This is a genomic window from Roseibium aggregatum IAM 12614 (genome assembly GCF_000168975.1).
GTDB lineage: Bacteria > Pseudomonadota > Alphaproteobacteria > Rhizobiales > Stappiaceae > Roseibium > Roseibium aggregatum.
Genome location: NZ_AAUW01000002.1, coordinates 174236 through 190643, shown reverse-complemented (window position 1 = coordinate 190643; position 16408 = coordinate 174236). Strand labels below are relative to the sequence as shown.

The following is a 16408-nucleotide window of genomic DNA, read 5'->3' as shown; positions in this document are numbered from 1 at the left end:
GGGGTTAAAGAACAGAGTTAAGTCACAATTAATGAATTCCCCTCAGTATGCTTCCAAGTTTGATGTGTCCGGCACTGGTTAAAGCGGACGCTCACTGGAAAAGGACGAGGACATGGACAATTTCTTTAAGCGTTTGTCTTTGACCGGCTTTGCTGTTGCGCTTTCCACTGCAGCCTATGCCGCGGATTTGCCAACCCCGGTCATCGAGCACATCCCGGAAGTTCCTGCCGTTGGTGGTTGGTACCTGCGTGGTGATATCGGGTATAAGATCTATCAGGCGCCGGATATCAAATACGGTACCCTGGATTTCTATGACGAAGAGATGGAAGGCACCTTCATGATGGGTGCCGGTGTTGGTTACAAGTTCAGTGACCATTTTCGAACTGACTTCACTATCGATTATGAGTTCCCGGCTGAGGCGAAATCAAAGGGTCCCTGTAACCTTTGTGGTTCTCCCGGATATTCCGTCGAGAAGGCAGACATCGATGTCTGGACGTTCATGCTGAACGGCTACGTCGACATTGGTACCTGGAACCGGATCACGCCCTATGTCGGTGCTGGTGTCGGTGCGTCTTACGTGACCACCAGCAACATCAACTTTGTTAACCCGAACGGCGTGGCAGGAACCTACGAAGGTGACAGCAAGTGGAACTTCGCCTGGGCGCTGATGGCAGGTGCTTCTTATGACATCACGCCGAACCTGGCCTTGGATGCAGGGTATCGTTATCTGAATATTGGTGACGCCCACTCTGCCAAGTTTTCGACGGCTGGCCAGAACACACGCATCGAATACGAAGATCTCCAGGCGCACGAATTCCGCCTTGGTGCTCGCTACACTTTCAACACGATGGCAGCCCCAGCCGGCCCGGTTTACTACGAGCCGCAGGGTCCGATCACCAGCAACTTCTGATCATCCGATCAGCGATTTTGAAAGGCCGGTCTGTTGACCGGCCTTTTCTTGTTTTGCGCCTGCAATTTCTGGCGGTTTGTCTCGGGCTGGGTGAGTTCGATCCCGAGACAAGGCCGGACCGACTGAGGTGCGAGGGATTATTTGAAAGGGTGGTACGTGAGAGAAATTATTCGGTCACTCGCGATTTGAATTGACCGGAGGCCGGGATGGTCCTATCCCCATAGGTGGGCCACCTCTCCCCAACGAGAGGCAACTATCTGCGAGGGTAGACAGATATGACAGACCTCACCGCCAAGCCGGACGTGCGTCCGGCCAATCCCAATTTTTCTTCTGGTCCCTGTGCCAAGCGTCCCGGCTGGTCGCTTGAAGCTTTGGGCGATGCGCCGCTCGGACGGTCTCACCGCGCCAAGCCCGGCAAGGCCAAGCTTGCCGAAGCCATCGAGTTGACCCGCAAGGTGCTGAACGTGCCGGACGGATATCGGATCGGTATCGTCCCGGCGTCCGACACCGGCGCTGTCGAGATGGCGCTCTGGTCGCTGCTCGGCGCCCGTGGCGTCGAAATGCTCGCCTGGGAAAGCTTCGGCTCCGGCTGGGTCACCGACGTGATCAAACAGCTCAAGCTCGATGATGCCCGGGTTCTGGAAGCGCCTTACGGCGAACTGCCGGATCTTGGCTCCGTCGATTTCACCAAAGACGTGGTCTTCACCTGGAACGGCACCACCTCCGGCGTGCGTGTTCCCAACGGCGACTGGATCCCGGCCGACCGTGAAGGCCTGACCATCTGCGATGCGACCTCCGCCGCCTTCGCGCAGAACCTTGCGTTCGACAAGCTGGATGTCGTGACCTTCTCCTGGCAGAAAGTGCTGGGCGGGGAAGCTGCCCACGGCATGCTCATCCTCAGCCCGCGCGCCGTAGAGCGTCTGGAAAGCTATACGCCAGCGTGGCCGATGCCGAAGATCTTCCGCATGACCAAAGGCGGCAAGCTGATCGAGGGCATCTTCAAGGGCGAAACCATCAACACGCCGTCCATGCTCTGTGTCGAGGATTATATCGACGCACTGAAATGGGCTGACGGCCTCGGCGGGCTTGCCGGCTTGCGCGCGCGTGCCGATGCAAATCTCAAGGTGCTTGCCGACTGGGTGGAGAAAACCTCCTGGGTGGATTTCCTGGCGGTCGATCCGGCAACGCGGTCGAATACGTCCGTCTGCCTCAAGGTGACCGATCCGGGCATTCTGGCACTCACCGCCGACCAGCAGGCCGCCTTTGCCAAGGCGCTTGCAGGTACGCTCGACGCCGAAGGCATCGCCTATGACATCGGTGCCTATCGTGATGCACCTTCCGGTCTCCGGATCTGGGCAGGTGCGACCGTGGAGACGAGCGATCTTCAGGCCTTGACCCATTGGCTTGACTGGGCATTCCAGTCAGAAAAAGCGAAGCTTCCTCAGGCCGCCTGAGCCTGTTCAATCCTTCAACGACAACAGTCCCGGGCGGTGCGCTGCCCGGATCGTTTCTCGTATTCAAGGAGAGGCTCCAATGGCTCCCAAGGTACTGATTTCCGACAAGCTGTCGGATGCTGCCGTGCAGATTTTCAAGGATCGCGGCGTCGACGTGGACTTTCTGCCGGAGGTCGGCAAGGATAAGGAAAAGCTGCTGGAGATCATCGGCAATTACGATGGTCTGGCGATCCGTTCGGCCACCAAGGTCACGGAAAAAATTATTGCCGCCGCTGAAAATCTGAAGGTGATCGGCAGGGCCGGGATCGGCGTCGACAATGTTGATATTCCGAAGGCGACCGCACGCGGTATCATCGTCATGAACACGCCCTTCGGCAATGCGATCACCACGGCCGAACATGCAATCTCGATGATGATGGCGGTGGCGCGCCAGATCCCGGCTGCCGATACGTCGACCCAGTCAGGCAAGTGGGAGAAATCCCGCTTCATGGGCCGCGAACTCACCGGCAAGACACTCGGCCTGATCGGTTGCGGCAACATCGGCTCGATCGTGGCAGACCGGGCCATCGGCCTGAAGATGAAGGTGATTGCCTTCGACCCCTTCCTGACGTCGGAACGGGCCGTTGCGCTCGGTGTCGAGAAGGTCGAACTTGACGGTCTCTTGTGCCGGTCGGATTTCATCACCCTGCACACGCCGCTCACCGACAAGACGCGCAACATCATCGATGCCAAGGCGATCGAGAAAATGCGCAAGGGCGCTTATCTGATCAACTGTGCCCGCGGCGGGCTCGCCGATGAAGCGGCCGTGCGCGCAGCCCTGGACGAAGGCAAGCTCGGCGGGGCGGCGTTTGACGTCTTTGTCGAGGAACCGGCCAAGGAAAACGTGTTGTTCGGTGCGCCGAACTTCGTTTCGACGCCGCATCTGGGCGCGTCCACTACGGAAGCCCAGGAAAATGTCGCGCTGCAGGTGGCCGAACAGATGTGCGACTACCTGCTTCAGGGTGCCGTGCGCAACGCGCTCAACATGCCGTCCATCACTGCCGAGGAAGCGCCCAAGCTGGTTCCCTTCGTGCGGCTGGCGGAACAGCTCGGTTCTTTCGCGGGCCAACTGACGGAAACCGGCATCGAGGGTGTCCGCCTGGAATATGCCGGTGCCGTGGCTGAAATGAACGTGCAGGCCCTGACGGCGGCCGCGCTGACAGGGCTGCTGACGCCGCTCCTGCAGACGGTCAACATGGTCTCCGCGCCGATCCTGGCCAAGGAACGCGGCATGAAGATCGAGGAAATTCGCCGCGAGAAAGACGGTGCCTACGAGACCTACATGCGCCTGACGGTGGTCACCCAGCGGCAGGAGCGCTCGGTTGCGGGCACGGTCTTTGCCGATGGGAAACCGCGCATCATCCAGGTGAAGGGCATCAACATGGAGGCCGAGCTTGGCCCGCAGATGCTTTACATCACCAACGAGGACAAACCCGGCTTCATCGGGCACCTCGGCATGGAACTCGGCAACAGCGGCGTCAACATCGCGACCTTCCATCTCGGCCGTCTGGCCCCGGGGGACGATGCGATCTGCCTTGTTGAGGTGGACGGGGATGTGTCGCCGGACGTTCTGGCGCGACTGGAAGCCGTTTCTCACGTCAAACAGGTCAAGGCCCTGAAATTCTGAAAACGGCGGGCGTTTAGTCAAGCGCCCGCCAACCCGCTGTCCGGTCTAAAGGGGCGTGCCCCTAATCATGCCTCCCGGATATTCGTCAGGTGCAGCCCAAGTTCCTGGCGCTTGAGCCTTCTGCCTTTTGCAGAAGGCTCCTTTTTTCGCAATTGGTCACACTGCCGGCGCGCGGCGCCGTTTCAGGATGCGTCCGTCCAGGACGACCAGACCTGCCAGCAGTACGGCAAAGCCGCCGAGCTGCGTTACCCCGAGATTTTCTCCCAGGATCAGCCAGCCGAAGAACAGCGCGCTTGCCGGCACGAGAAGCGTGACCAGCGACGCATTTGTCGCTCCGGCTTCGGCCAGAATCTGGAAGTAGATCAGGTAGGCGAGGGCGGTTGCCAGGACGCCGAGCGCGAGCACATTGAACCAGGCCGTCAGGCTGGGATCGGCGATGGACCAGTTTCCCGCGGTCAGAAGCGCGACCGGCAGCATGAGTGTGCTGGAGCCGATCAACTGACCCGTTGCGGAGACTTGCGGCGGCAGCGATTTGAAGCGGCGGGCGAAGGTTGCCGCGCAGGCGTAGGAGATGGCCGCACCCAGGCAGCAGAGCTGCGCCCACAAGGGATCGCTGGCAAGTCCTGACAGGCTGCTCCAGAGCATGATGGCAACACCGGCCACACCCAGCACCACACCGGCAATCCTGTTGCCCTGTAGTGTTTCCTGTTTGGTCAGCAGGCTGGCAACGACAACCGTGAAGACGGGTGTCGTCGCATTCAGGATCGACGCGAGACCGGCACCGATTGCTGTCTGACCGAGAAACAGAAGCGAGAAAGGAACGGCGTTGTTCAACAGGCCCATGACCAGGAACGGCAAGGCGTGCTGTCGTTCCAGCCGGTTCAACATGCCACGATGCCAAAGGATGATCAGCAGGACAGCACAGGCGATGGAAACGCGCAGGAAGACAAGAACGAAGGGCGGGATTTCCGCGACGGCCACTTTTGCAAACAAAAAGGAACCGCCCCAGATGGCGCCAAGCACGGTCAGCATGATCCAGTTTCGAAGGGGCAATTTACAACCTCCGTTTGAGAGAGGTTTTTCAGGTATCACTTCGCCGGTATGAAGAAAACCCGAAACGCGAGCGCCCGGATTGCCGTTTTTCTTCAAGGGGCGAGACCCATTGAAACGGGCCCTTGTGTGTTGGGCCGGTTGCCTGACCGCAGGCAGATCCTGCGTATCAGGGCACCGACTTCGCTCGTCCGGAACAGAATTCAGGCCGCGCTGTCCGTTTTGTCTGCAAAAGCGTCGGTCCCGGACTTGCGCGGTTGTTTCAGTCCGGCAACAGTGTTCCTTCCGAGTTTTCTTCGGTTGCTCGCAAGAGTTTTTCATTCATGACCCAGGTTGCCGCGGCAGGCACGAGATCGCTTGCCGGACGATTGACACCGTTGCTGGTTGCTGCCGCCTGCCTTCTGGGCGCGAACGGGCTTTCCGTCACCATGATCTCCGTTCGCGCGAAGTCGGAAGGCATGTCCGATGCGCTGATCGGGCTGCTCGGCTCATGTTATTTCGCCGGCATGATTGTCGGCGTGTTGCTGACGCCCTTTCTGATCGCCCGGGCAGGGCACATTCGCGTCTTTTCCACTCTGGCGGCCATCAGCGCCATAGCCATTCTGGCGATTGCCTTTACTCCGGCCGGGTGGCTGTGGATGGTGGTGCGTCTGGTCAGCGGAGCGGCGTTTTGCGGTACCACCATGGTTCTGGAAAGCTGGCTCAATTCGATTGCAACCAATGCGTCCCGGGGGCGGATCCTGTCCGTCTACCGGATCGTTGACATGATCGCCGTCATGGGCAGCCAGTTCATGCTGCCGGCCTTCGGGCCTCTGGGGCCGGATATTCTGATCGTGCTGGCCATCCTGTTCTGCTTTGCGCTGGTGCCGATTTCGCTGACCAGCGAGCAAAATCCCAAAGCACCGCCAGCGCGCTTTTTCGATCCGCTGATGCTGTGGCGTGTGTCGCCGGTCGCCCTTGTCGCCGTCTTCACCATCGGCCTTACCAACGGCGCCTTCCGCATGGTCGGCCCGGTCTATGCGGAAGGCGTGGGGCTGGGACTGGAAACGGTTGCCGCGTTCGTCGCGATCTGGGTCTTCGCCGGGGCCATCTTCCAGTATCCCGCCGGCTGGCTGTCCGACCGGCTGGACCGGCGTATCGTGCTGGGCGTCTTCACGGTCGGTGCCGGGCTGGCCTGTCTTTTCATTTCAGGATCGTCGACCCGTCTGGAGCTCTTTGCCGGGGTCTTTCTGTTCGGCGGATTTGCGCTGCCGCTCTATTCCCTGTGTGCGGCCCATGCCAACGACAATGCAGAGCCGGGACAATTTATCGATGTGGTGGCGGGGCTTACGCTGGCCTATGGGGTGGGGGCGATGGCCGGACCGTTCATCGCGTCTCTGGTGATGGAGCAATTCGGCCCTTCGGCCTTTTTCCTCTATACCGCGACCTTGCACCTGTCGCTGGTGGTGTTCGTCTTCGCGCGCATCGTGAGCCGGGATGCCGTACCGGCAAACAAACGCCATCGTTTCGTCTGGCTGCTGCGCACATCGCCAATGATCTTCAGGCTAGCCCGTAACGACAAGCCGGAGGCAGGTGAGCCGCCGGCAAAATAATCTGCCGTCGCGACATTGCCGCAAATGCGGTCTAAATCCGGGAAACGTCCGATATGGGCGCGCTGTGAGCGGTCAATTGTCACAAGGGTGACCGGGCCGGTCAGGAGCGCCGGCAAAAAAACTTGCTTTTGGCTCGCAATCTCCGTGCGGAGACTCGCATGAGCAGGGAAACCTGTCTATAGTCCGCGCCGTTTGCCCCGGTCCGGTTGCCGGGGCTTGTCGTGTTGGCATCCCGGACATGTTCCGGATGGTGCGGAAGCTGCTTCAGGAGAGCAAAGTCTAGATGGCGAATGTGGTTGTTGTCGGTTCGCAATGGGGTGACGAAGGCAAAGGCAAGATTGTCGACTGGTTGTCGGAACAGGCCGATGTCATCGTAAGGTTCCAGGGCGGGCACAATGCCGGTCATACCCTTGTCATCGATGGTGTCAGCTACAAGCTGTCTCTCCTGCCGTCCGGGGTTGCACGTGAAGGCAAGCTTTCGGTAATCGGCAACGGCGTCGTGCTGGACCCGCACGCCCTTGCAGAGGAAGTCGAGCGCCTGGGCAAGCAGGGTGTCGTCGTGACGCCCGAATCTCTGCGCGTTGCCGAAAACGTGACGCTGATTCTGTCGCTGCACCGCGAACTCGATGCCCTGCGCGAGAATTCCAACACCGGTACACGCATCGGCACCACCAAGCGCGGTATCGGCCCGGCCTATGAAGACAAGGTTGGTCGCCGTGCCATCCGCCTGATGGACCTGAAGAATCTTGCGACCCTTCCGGCCAAGATCGACCGCTTGCTGACGCACCACAATGCGCTGCGCCGGGGTCTCGGTCAGGACGAGATTTCCGCACAGGCGATCTATGACGAACTCGCCAGCATCGCCGACAAGGTGCTGCCCTACATGGACAAGGTCTGGTACCTGCTGGACGAACAGCGACGCCAGGGCAAGCGGATCCTGTTCGAGGGCGCCCAGGGTGCGCTTCTGGACATCGACCATGGCACCTATCCGTTCGTAACGTCTTCCAACACCGTTGCCGGCCAGGCCGCAACGGGCTGCGGCCTCGGCCCGGGGTCGATCAACTACGTGCTCGGCATCACCAAGGCTTACACGACCCGTGTCGGCGAAGGTCCGTTCCCGACCGAGCTGAAGGATGAGGTTGGCGAGTTCCTGGGCACGCGCGGACATGAATTCGGAACGGTGACAGGCCGCCGTCGCCGCTGTGGCTGGTTCGACGCGGTTCTGGTGCGCCAGACCGTCTGCACCTCCGGCATCAACGGCATCGCGCTGACCAAGCTGGACGTTCTGGACGGCCTTGATGAAATCAAGATCTGTATCGGCTATGAGCTGGACGGCGAGCGGATCGACTATCTGCCGGCCTCGCAGGGCGCGCAGGAGCGGGTGAAGCCGATCTACGAAAGCCTGCCGGGCTGGAAGGAATCGACCGAAGGGGCCCGGACCTGGGCCGATCTGCCGGCGCAGGCGATCAAGTATGTGCGTCATGTCGAAGAACTGATCGGTGCTCCGGTGGCTCTTCTGTCGACAAGTCCGGAACGGGACGACACAATTCTTGTGCAGAATCCCTTCCAGGATTGAGATATGTGACGTTAAAAGCACATTATTAAGGACTTAGGTTGCGTGCTGCGAATCGCTGCATGCAACCGCCCTTCGTTTTCGGCGTTCCATGTGTGTGCCGAAGAGACAAATCTGTGTTAGGAAAAAGGGTACTGCGAGGGTTTCTGTCGCGGCGAGATATTGAAGAAATAGCACCTGTTTTCGAAAAACTTGCTATAAGCCTGAGAATGATACGAAATCTCGGGCCCGCAGAACAGATCCTTGCAGTCGGCCGGTAGGCAGGAAGATGGCTGATTACTATTCGATTCTGAAGAAAACGATCGCGTCTTTACCTGAAAACAATGGTGCTGCACGCAGAAGCGTTTACAGCCGTGCGCGCAATGCCATCGTCAATCAGCTCAAAGCCTATGAACCGCCGTTGGCGCCGTCCGAAATCACGGCTGAGCAGTTGCGTCTTGAAGAAGCCATCCGCAAGGTGGAGGCCGAGGCCGCACGCGAAAGCCTGGGGCTGAGTCCGACCGTTCCGAAGGTTGAAACGCCGGCCCCCGCACCGCAGGTTTCCGCTCCACCCGTGACGCCGCCGCAGGCTGAGCCGGCCGCAGAGGCCACAACTGACGTGCCTGCCCCGCAGGAGCCGGAAGCAGCTCCCGCGCCAACAGTGGAAACGCCCGACCCTTCGCCCCTGAAAGAAACCCTGTCGCAGGCCGAAGCGCTTGGCACGGCAGCCAGCCAGGCTGTTCACAACGCCAAGGAAGCTTCCGATCCGAGCGCGGCGCCCGTGCGCCAGGAACCTTCGTTTGGTGGACCGGCGCAGGCGGAACCGGCGGATGACAGCCTGTTCGAACCGACGAACGGTGCCGCGGCATCCGTTTCCGTCGATCAGCCGTATCACGGCGAGGAGACCCGCAAGCCCAAGGATGAGCCGGCACCGAAGAAAAGCCGCGACAAGCGGTCGAAGCCGAAGGCGTCCGATGCGCTGCGCGGGGATACGTCCGGCAGCCGCACGGTTCCGATTGCTCTTGCTGCCGCAGTGCTGGTGCTGGTCCTTCTGGGGGCAGGTGCTTATTTCCTGATGCCCGCGGGCGAGCAGAGTGTCGATAGTGGCAACGTACCTGCCGCATCGTCTTCACAAACGGCCTCGGACACCGAACCGGTCACCGATCCGGAACCGCCGGTCTCGACGGCCGCCGGGGAAGGCGAAGAACCGTCGAAGAACACCGACCGTCTGCTGAATGAAGGCGAGACGGATGTGGTTGCTCCGGATGCGCGTACGGTTACCACAACAACCATTACCGGACAGTCCGACAACTCACAGGCCGACACGCCGCCAGAGACCGCGCCGGAGCCGTCCCAGCCGTCCATCGTGACGAGCGCCGACAGCGATCCGGCGCCAGCGGCAACCGAAAATCCGGTTGCCGTTCCGGAAGACAATCTCTCAGCGATTTCGCCCGATGACAGTGCGCCCGCACCGTCTGCTGCTGCAGCGGCGGATCCTTCGGTACAGCGCTCCATTCTCTATGAAGAGGGCGAAGAGTCCGGTGGCGCCGGCACTGCGGCGCAAGGTGCCGTTGTCTGGAGCGTCGAGGAAGAAACCAATCTCGATGGCAAGGCTCTGGCGGTTCTGAGTGCGTCCGTCGAAATCCCCGAGCGGGATGTGAAGGTCGACATTCGCATCAAGCCGAATGACGACACCTCCCTGCCTGCCAGTCACCTTGTCGAGATCAAATACGAGTTTCCGGAAAACTTCGCTCCGGGCGATGTCGTCAACGTTCCGGGTCTTGTCATGAAGCCTACGGAAGAGGCCCGCGGCGATGCGCTGATCGGCGCTTCGGTGAAGGTGTCTCCGGGCTTTTTCTGGATTGCCCTGTCCAGCCTGCCGAACGAGCAGCAACGCAATCTTGCCCTGCTGCGTGAACGCGGCTGGATCGACATTCCGATGCTGTATGAAAACGGCAAGCGCGGTATTCTGACCCTTGAGAAGGGCACGGTCGGTGCGGACGCCGTCGAAAAGGCCATCACGGCCTGGCAAGCCGGCTAAGCGGTATTTGCCTGTTTTGAGAATTGGCAGAAGCCGCTTCAAAGCGGCTTCTGGCTGTTTACGCCAAGTCGTCTGTCCCCTTTCCATCCTGGCAGAGCGAACTGCGAGCCGGGACCAGGCACCGAGAATCTCGATTTCTTCATAGGCTTATCGCTACATCCAAAGGGCGATGATCTGGGGTCCCTGGTCTCGGGTCCAAGCGGCGCTGCGTCCGAATGGACGGCGCGAGCCCTTGGCAACCACCTAAAAACCGTTTCGCAGCGACTTGCCTTTTTCCCTGACACGAGGCATGTTCCGACTTGGTCCGAGGGGTGTTCCGGTTACCGGAGCTGAGATGGCGTGATGCCGAACCCTTAGAACCTGATCCGGGTCATGCCGGCGAAGGGACGGAATCCTTAGCCTATTCCCGGATCTCCATTGTCATTTTCGGCTTGTCCGAAGACGGGAGATCCTATGCGTATTTGTCTGCGACCGCAGCCCTGGCTGCACATCCGACTGCCGCTATCGGCGCCTGAACCTGCCTGTCAGCCTGTGACAACGAGGGTGGCTGGATGATGGTTTTCCTGAAAGCCGTCGGCCGGTCGGTGTTCGGCCTCATCCTGACCGTCGCGATCTGGGCGGCCATCGTCCACATCTTCGACACCCAGCACTACATCCTGCCGGGCCCGGACCGGGTCTTGGCGGCCTTTGCCAAACACGCCGGCTTTCTGCTGCATCATGCCGGTATCACCGCCTATGAGACAGTGCTGGGCTTTGTGCTCGGAGCTGCGGCGGGGGCGCTGCTTTCCGTTCTGTTGTGGCTGTTTCCGGTCGCTGCAAGGCTGGCCATGCCGCCCATTCTGGTTACGCAGGCCCTGCCTGTCTTTGCCATCGCGCCGATCCTTGTGCTCTGGCTGGGGTTCGGGCTGGCGTCCAAGATCGTCGTCGTCATCCTGGTCATCTTCTTCACGGTCACATCGACATTTTTCGACGGCCTGCAGCGGCTGGATCCGGGTTTGCACGATCTCGCCCGGCTTTATCGTCTGTCTCGTTTGAAGGAACTCTGGTTCTTCCGCCTGCCGTCAGGCTTGCCGGCGTTTGCCTCCGGCTTGCGGGTCGCTGCCGTGTTCGCGCCTATGGGGGCGATCATCGGCGAATGGGCAGGGGCAAAGGGCGGCCTTGCCTTCATCATGCTTCAAAGCAGCAACCGGATGCAGGCAGACATGATGTTCGCCGCCCTGATCCTTCTCGCGGCCATGGTGCTGATCATGCGCTTTGCCGTGAACCATCTCACCCGACTTCTTGTTCCCTGGCAGACGCTCAGCTAGCTGCCACTCAACGGAGGACCTCATGAAAAAACAATTCCTGTCTCTTGTTCTTGCCGCCGGATTGCTGGCGTCGGGCCCGGCGCAGGCCGGTGAAAAACTGACTTTGCTGCTCGACTGGTTCGTAAATCCGGATCACGCGCCGCTGGTTACCGCTCAGACAAAAGGCTTCTTCGAAGCGGAAGGTCTCGACGTGGAGATCATCGAGCCTGCAGATCCGGCAATGCCGCCAAAGCTGGTCGCTGCCGGGCAGGGCGATATTGCGGTCTCCTATCAGCCGACGCTTCATGCGCAGATTGACGAAGAGCTGCCGCTGAAATGGATCGGCACGCTGGTGGAAACGCCGCTCAATTCGCTCATCGTGCTCAAGGATGGTCCCATTCAGGAGCTGAAGGACCTGAAGGGCAAGAGCATCGGTTTTTCCGTGTCCGGGTTCGAGGACGCAATGCTGGGCCAGATGCTGCTGTCGGTGGGATTGACCATTGATGACGTGGAGCTGGTCAACGTCAATTTCGCGCTTTCGGGATCACTGCTTGCCGGACAGGTGGATGCGGTGATCGGTGGCTATCGCAATTTCGAGCTGACCCAGCTCGAAATCGAAGGCAAGCCGGGCAAGGCCTTCTTTCCGGAAGAAAACGGTGTGCCGATCTTTGACGAGCTGATCTATGTCGTCAACAAGGACAAGACGGACGATCCGCGCTTTGCGAAGTTCCTGGCGGCTGTGGAAGCGGCCACTATCTATCTGAGCAATCACCCTGAAGAAGCCTGGAACGCGTTCATAGAGGCGTATCCGAACCTCAACGACGAGCTGAACAGACGGGCCTGGTTCGACACGCTGCCGCGCTTCGCCAAACGCCCGGCCGCACTCGACGCCGGTCGCTATCAGCGCTTTGCCGAGTTCATGGCCGAAGCCGGCCTGATCAGCAAGGTCGTGCCGGTGGAAAGCTATACAGCCGAGATCCGCTGATCCAACCATCTTACGCAAAGGAAAAAGCGCTGGAGCCTGGCTCCAGTGCTTTGAACTGTCAGAACCGAAAATTCCTCATTCGAAGTCATCCCGGCCAAGCGAAGCGCGAGCCGGGACCGGGGAGGCGAAAGCCTATCCGCATGTCAGTCTTTTCACCCGGCGGCTCTCCGGTCCCGGATCTTCGCTGCGCTGCGTCCGGGATGACTTCGGATGAGGTGTCAATCAAAAGAAAAGCGCCGGAGCGGGCTCCGGCGCATTTTTGTTATCCTACGGTTACCTGCCTCAGGCGGCAGGCTGGTCCATGGTGCGGGCGCTGTTGCGCACGGCCTTCTGAACCTTTTCGAAAGCGCGAACCTCGATCTGGCGGACGCGTTCGCGGCTGACGCCGAATTCGCCCGAAAGGTCTTCCAGCGTCATCGGATCTTCCGACAGGCGGCGCGCTTCAAAGATGCGCCGTTCGCGTTCGTTGAGCACGTCCATCGCGTCGTTGAGCATCTTGCGACGCATGTCCAGTTCTTCCTGGTTGGCGAGCAGGGTTTCCTGACTGTCGCTTTCATCGACAAGCCAGTCCTGCCACTCACCTGCGTCTGCTTCCGCGCGCACGGGCGCGTTCAGGCTGGCATCACCGCCCAGACGGCGGTTCATGGACACCACTTCCTCCTCGGACACTCCGAGTTTGGTGGCGATTTCCGATACCTGATGCGGCTTCAGATCGCCTTCGTCCAGCGCCTGAATCTTGCCCTTGAGGCGACGCAGGTTGAAGAACAGGCGTTTCTGGTTGGCCGTGGTCCCCATTTTCACGAGAGACCATGAGCGCAGGATGTACTCCTGAATAGCCGCCTTGATCCACCACATGGCATAGGTCGCGAGCCGGAAACCCTTGTCCGGTTCAAAGCGCTTGACCGCTTGCATCAGGCCGACATTGCCTTCGGAAACGACTTCTCCAATCGGCAGGCCATAGCCGCGGTAACCCATGGCAATCTTGGCGACGAGGCGTAGATGGGAATTGACCAGGCGTTCGGCTGCTTCAGGATCCTCATGCTCTTTGTAGCGCTTGGCGAGCATGTACTCTTCCTGCGGCTGAAGCATCGGAAACTTGCGGATCTCGTCCAGGTACCGGCTGAGACCGCCTTCCCCTGCTGTAAGCGTCGGAACGTTTTGGGCCATATCATGCACCCCCTTTCGTCAAGTTTGCGTCGCCTTCCTCCCGCTGCCCCACAGTGATACGCAAGCAAGCCATTTGGGAGGGAAGTCGGACGCACAATCGTGTCCGTACAGGCACACAAGATAGCCTAATATAGGTCCAAATTCGGCGAATGCATGGTCAGAAAACGAAAACGAATCCTAAAATTTTTGTAATCCGGATAAAAGATTTGCGAAATCGGCCGGGTAAGGGCTCTCAAAGCGCAAGGTTTTACCGTTTACGGGGTGCTCGAAAGCCAGCAGGCCTGCATGCAGCGCCTGCCGGTGAAAACCGTTCACGAGGCTCTTGAGCGGCTCCTCCAGACGGTTGGCCTTGGTCTTGAAACCTGACCCGTAATCGTCGTCACCGATCAACGGATGGCCGATGTGGGCCATGTGAACGCGGATCTGGTGGGTGCGTCCGGTTTCAAGGCGGCATTCCAGCAGCGAGGCGAGGGCGGGCTGCTCGGCATTGCCGAAGCGTTCCTTCACCTGCCAATGGGTGATGGCTTGGCGGCCGGAGGTCTTGACCACCGCAATCTTCTGCCGGTTTGCCTGCGACCGTGCCAGATTGGCGTTGATCGTGCCTTTCAGGCCGGAGGGGGCGCCCCAGACCAGAGCAGAATAGGCCCGTTCCAGCGGGCCGGTGCGGCCGTGGTCGGCAAACTGGGCGGCAAGGCCCTTGTGCGCCTGGTCTGTCTTGGCGACGACCAGCAAACCGGACGTATCCTTGTCGATCCGGTGGACGATACCGGGACGCTTGACGCCGCCGATGCCCGACAGGCTGTCACCGCAATGGTGGATCAGCGCATTGACGAGCGTGCCGGTCCAGTTGCCTGCGCCCGGATGCACGACAAGGCCGGCCGGTTTGTCGACCACGATGAGGTGTTCGTCCTCAAAGACGACCGTGACGGGGATATCCTCACCCTTGGGCTCGGGGTCCTCCGCCTGCGGCAAAGTGAGGGTCAGGGCATCGCCTTCATTGACCCGGTATTTCGGCTCAACTATTTTCGCGCCGCCGACGGTGACGTCCCCGGACTTGATCAGGGACTGGATCCTGTTGCGGCTAAGGGCTTCCAGATGAGTCGCCAGCACCGCATCCAGCCGTTTCCCGGCATCGGCTGCATCAACTGTTAAACTGAAATCCTGGTCCAGACCGGCCGGATACTCGAGGGAATTGTCTGTCATGTCACAACCTGATTATCGGGATGAGGGGCCGGGTGAAAAGCCGCTTGATCCTGCGGCCGAACGCATCCAGGCCAAGCTGAAGCGTCTGCTGCTCGGCTCGTCCCTCGTCATGATCGCCGGCTTTATCGCTGTCTTTGCAGCAATTCTCTACAAGATCAACTCCAATACGACCGATGTTTCCGCCGATCAATATGCCGCGACGGTGGCGGTTGGCGCTGATGCGGAAATCCTGCAGACAAATATCTCCGATGGTTTGCTGATGGTTCTGGTGCGCGAGGGCAGCAAGACCGCCTTGCTGCGCTTTGATCCTGTCACGGGGAAACAATTGGGTCGCACGGATTTTGTCGCGCGCTGACGTAGCGTCGAGCCTGAGTGGCTCGGTTATGAACAGGCATGTGACATAAAAATGAAAATTAGGGCTTGCGTCTTTTTCCATGCAGCCTTATACGCACGGTCCTCGGCTTGAGACAGTGAGCTTCTCAAGCCCCGCGCGCCCATCGTCTAGCGGTCTAGGACGCCGCCCTTTCACGGCGGAAACACGGGTTCGAGTCCCGTTGGGCGTGCCATTTTTCCCCAAGGCACAAACAGCATATGCACACCTTGCACACAGGGTTCTCCACCCGTTTGTGCACCAGTTTTGCACGCCGCGACAGCTGATCAGCCGCTGGCGGTGTCTTCCTGCTGTCCGGTCTCGATCAGTTCGACTTCGGCCTCCTGCGCGATCTGCGCGAAGTCCGGCGAGGGGCAATAATCTGTCACGAAGGTGCTGACCTGGCGCAGATGCCCGACACGAACCGGGGCGGTGCGCTCGAACTTGGTGCTGTCGGCCGCCAGAATGACGTGCCGTGCATTGTCCATGATGGTCTTGGTGACTTTCACTTCCCGATAGTCGTAGTCGAGCAGGGAGCCGTCCGGATCGATTGCAGATGCGCCGATGACCGCGAAATCCACCTTGAACTGACGCATGAAATCCACTGCCGCCTCGCCAACGATGCCGCCGTCTGAGTGGCGCAGCACCCCGCCAGCGATCACCACCTCGATCTGCGAATAACCGCGCATCAGGCTGGCGACGTTGATGTTGTTGGTGATCACCATAAGGCCGCGATGCTGCAGCAGCGCCTGCGCAACGGCTTCGGTGGTGGTGCCGATGTTGATGAAGATCGACGCGTTGTCGGGAATGAGAGAAGCGACCTTCTCGCCAATATCCGCTTTTTCCCGGCTGGAGATGATCCTGCGCGCCTCATAGCCGACATTCTCGATGCCGGATGAGAGCAGAGCCCCGCCGTGTGTACGTGCCAGCAGCCGCCGGTCGCACAGCTCGTTCAGGTCCTTGCGGATGGTCTGCGGACTGACATCGAAGCGACGGGCGAGATCGTCGACGCTGACGCGGCCCATTTGCCGGGCGAGTTCCAGAATGGCGTTGTGGCGTTCGATCAACATGTACCGCAGACTCGATTGAGTGAAAGATGGCTGACCCACCCTGCCTCAGCAGGCTGCAAACG

Annotated in this window: 13 protein-coding genes, 1 tRNA gene and 1 riboswitch; of the genes, 10 read left to right on the top strand and 4 right to left on the bottom strand. The window is 60.0% G+C overall.

Features of this window, described 5'->3' with window-relative positions; all coding sequences use genetic code 11:
• Positions 1 to 112: 112 nt before the first annotated feature.
• The 3 genes from SIAM614_RS03375 to serA all read left to right on the top strand — a co-directional run bounded on the left by SIAM614_RS03375 (position 113) and on the right by serA (position 4030).
• The gene (locus tag SIAM614_RS03375) at positions 113 to 910 is read left to right on the top strand and encodes an outer membrane protein (protein WP_040439034.1); all 798 of its coding nucleotides are present in this window, start codon (positions 113 to 115) and stop codon (positions 908 to 910) included.
• A 275-nt stretch (positions 911 to 1185) separates the two neighbouring features.
• Positions 1186 to 2364 carry a phosphoserine transaminase gene (locus tag SIAM614_RS03370; RefSeq protein ID WP_006932082.1) on the top strand — a complete coding sequence of 393 codons (1179 nt, stop codon included), beginning with the start codon at positions 1186 to 1188 and terminating at the stop codon, positions 2362 to 2364.
• Between the two features lie 79 nt (positions 2365 to 2443).
• Positions 2444 to 4030: a phosphoglycerate dehydrogenase gene (serA, locus tag SIAM614_RS03365; RefSeq protein ID WP_006932080.1), complete on the top strand. Its 1587-nt coding sequence runs from the start codon at positions 2444 to 2446 to the stop codon at positions 4028 to 4030.
• A 156-nt stretch (positions 4031 to 4186) separates the two neighbouring features.
• Here the strand turns inward: serA and SIAM614_RS03360 are convergent, their stop codons facing one another.
• On the bottom strand, positions 4187 to 5083 hold the full coding sequence (locus SIAM614_RS03360) for a DMT family transporter (RefSeq protein WP_040439032.1): 897 nt from the start codon (positions 5081 to 5083) through the stop codon (positions 4187 to 4189).
• Positions 5084 to 5403: 320 nt separating this feature from the next.
• Between SIAM614_RS03360 and SIAM614_RS03355 the strand changes: the two genes are divergently transcribed.
• The 5 genes from SIAM614_RS03355 to SIAM614_RS03335 all read left to right on the top strand — a co-directional run bounded on the left by SIAM614_RS03355 (position 5404) and on the right by SIAM614_RS03335 (position 12536).
• Positions 5404 to 6672 (top strand): MFS transporter, encoded by a 1269-nt coding sequence (locus SIAM614_RS03355; RefSeq protein WP_006932078.1) that lies wholly within the window; start codon positions 5404 to 5406, stop codon positions 6670 to 6672.
• Positions 6673 to 6955: 283 nt separating this feature from the next.
• Complete coding sequence (locus SIAM614_RS03350) at positions 6956 to 8248, top strand: adenylosuccinate synthase (RefSeq protein WP_006932076.1); 1293 nt, start codon at positions 6956 to 6958, stop codon at positions 8246 to 8248.
• Between the two features lie 265 nt (positions 8249 to 8513).
• Complete coding sequence (locus SIAM614_RS03345; RefSeq protein WP_006932075.1) at positions 8514 to 10265, top strand: hypothetical protein; 1752 nt, start codon at positions 8514 to 8516, stop codon at positions 10263 to 10265.
• A 297-nt stretch (positions 10266 to 10562) separates the two neighbouring features.
• Positions 10563 to 10669: riboswitch (TPP riboswitch) on the top strand.
• A gap of 150 nt (positions 10670 to 10819) precedes the next feature.
• On the top strand, positions 10820 to 11572 hold the full coding sequence (locus SIAM614_RS03340; protein WP_198137256.1) for an ABC transporter permease: 753 nt from the start codon (positions 10820 to 10822) through the stop codon (positions 11570 to 11572).
• Positions 11573 to 11594: 22 nt separating this feature from the next.
• Complete coding sequence (locus SIAM614_RS03335; RefSeq protein ID WP_006932072.1) at positions 11595 to 12536, top strand: ABC transporter substrate-binding protein; 942 nt, start codon at positions 11595 to 11597, stop codon at positions 12534 to 12536.
• A 282-nt stretch (positions 12537 to 12818) separates the two neighbouring features.
• Here SIAM614_RS03335 and rpoH read toward each other — a convergent pair whose 3' ends face one another.
• Entirely contained in the window at positions 12819 to 13703 is an 885-nt protein-coding gene (rpoH, locus tag SIAM614_RS03330; RefSeq protein ID WP_006932070.1) for an RNA polymerase sigma factor RpoH, read from the bottom strand.
• Positions 13704 to 13880: 177 nt separating this feature from the next.
• Entirely contained in the window at positions 13881 to 14906 is a 1026-nt protein-coding gene (locus tag SIAM614_RS03325) for an RluA family pseudouridine synthase (protein ID WP_006932069.1), read from the bottom strand.
• On the opposite strand from SIAM614_RS03325, the gene SIAM614_RS03320 reads away from it, so the two are divergent.
• Together SIAM614_RS03320 and SIAM614_RS03315 are read left to right on the top strand one after the other, a co-directional pair.
• A complete protein-coding gene (locus SIAM614_RS03320; protein ID WP_006932068.1) occupies positions 14905 to 15261 on the top strand; it encodes a hypothetical protein in 357 nt (118 codons plus the stop codon). The two genes, SIAM614_RS03325 and SIAM614_RS03320, sit on opposite strands and share 2 nt — an antisense overlap.
• 135 nt (positions 15262 to 15396) lie before the next feature.
• Positions 15397 to 15472, top strand: a tRNA-Glu gene (locus SIAM614_RS03315).
• Between the two features lie 91 nt (positions 15473 to 15563).
• Here the strand turns inward: SIAM614_RS03315 and SIAM614_RS03310 are convergent.
• Complete coding sequence (locus tag SIAM614_RS03310; protein ID WP_006932067.1) at positions 15564 to 16346, bottom strand: DeoR/GlpR family DNA-binding transcription regulator; 783 nt, start codon at positions 16344 to 16346, stop codon at positions 15564 to 15566.
• Between the last annotated feature and the right edge of the window lie 62 nt (positions 16347 to 16408).

What these genes read in the sequence shown, in the direction of transcription:
- SIAM614_RS03375 (WP_040439034.1), top strand. Translation starts at nt 113, where the DNA reads ATGGACAATTTCTTTAAGCGTTTGTCTTTGACCGGCTTTGCTGTTGCG.
- SIAM614_RS03370 (WP_006932082.1), top strand. Translation starts at nt 1,186, where the DNA reads ATGACAGACCTCACCGCCAAGCCGGACGTGCGTCCGGCCAATCCCAAT.
- serA (WP_006932080.1), top strand. Translation starts at nt 2,444, where the DNA reads ATGGCTCCCAAGGTACTGATTTCCGACAAGCTGTCGGATGCTGCCGTG.
- SIAM614_RS03355 (WP_006932078.1), top strand. Translation starts at nt 5,404, where the DNA reads ATGACCCAGGTTGCCGCGGCAGGCACGAGATCGCTTGCCGGACGATTG.
- SIAM614_RS03350 (WP_006932076.1), top strand. Translation starts at nt 6,956, where the DNA reads ATGGCGAATGTGGTTGTTGTCGGTTCGCAATGGGGTGACGAAGGCAAA.
- SIAM614_RS03345 (WP_006932075.1), top strand. Translation starts at nt 8,514, where the DNA reads ATGGCTGATTACTATTCGATTCTGAAGAAAACGATCGCGTCTTTACCT.
- SIAM614_RS03340 (WP_198137256.1), top strand. Translation starts at nt 10,820, where the DNA reads ATGGTTTTCCTGAAAGCCGTCGGCCGGTCGGTGTTCGGCCTCATCCTG.
- SIAM614_RS03335 (WP_006932072.1), top strand. Translation starts at nt 11,595, where the DNA reads ATGAAAAAACAATTCCTGTCTCTTGTTCTTGCCGCCGGATTGCTGGCG.
- rpoH (WP_006932070.1), bottom strand. Translation starts at nt 13,703, where the DNA reads ATGGCCCAAAACGTTCCGACGCTTACAGCAGGGGAAGGCGGTCTCAGC.
- SIAM614_RS03320 (WP_006932068.1), top strand. Translation starts at nt 14,905, where the DNA reads ATGTCACAACCTGATTATCGGGATGAGGGGCCGGGTGAAAAGCCGCTT.
- SIAM614_RS03325 (WP_006932069.1), bottom strand. Translation starts at nt 14,906, where the DNA reads ATGACAGACAATTCCCTCGAGTATCCGGCCGGTCTGGACCAGGATTTC.
- SIAM614_RS03310 (WP_006932067.1), bottom strand. Translation starts at nt 16,346, where the DNA reads ATGTTGATCGAACGCCACAACGCCATTCTGGAACTCGCCCGGCAAATG.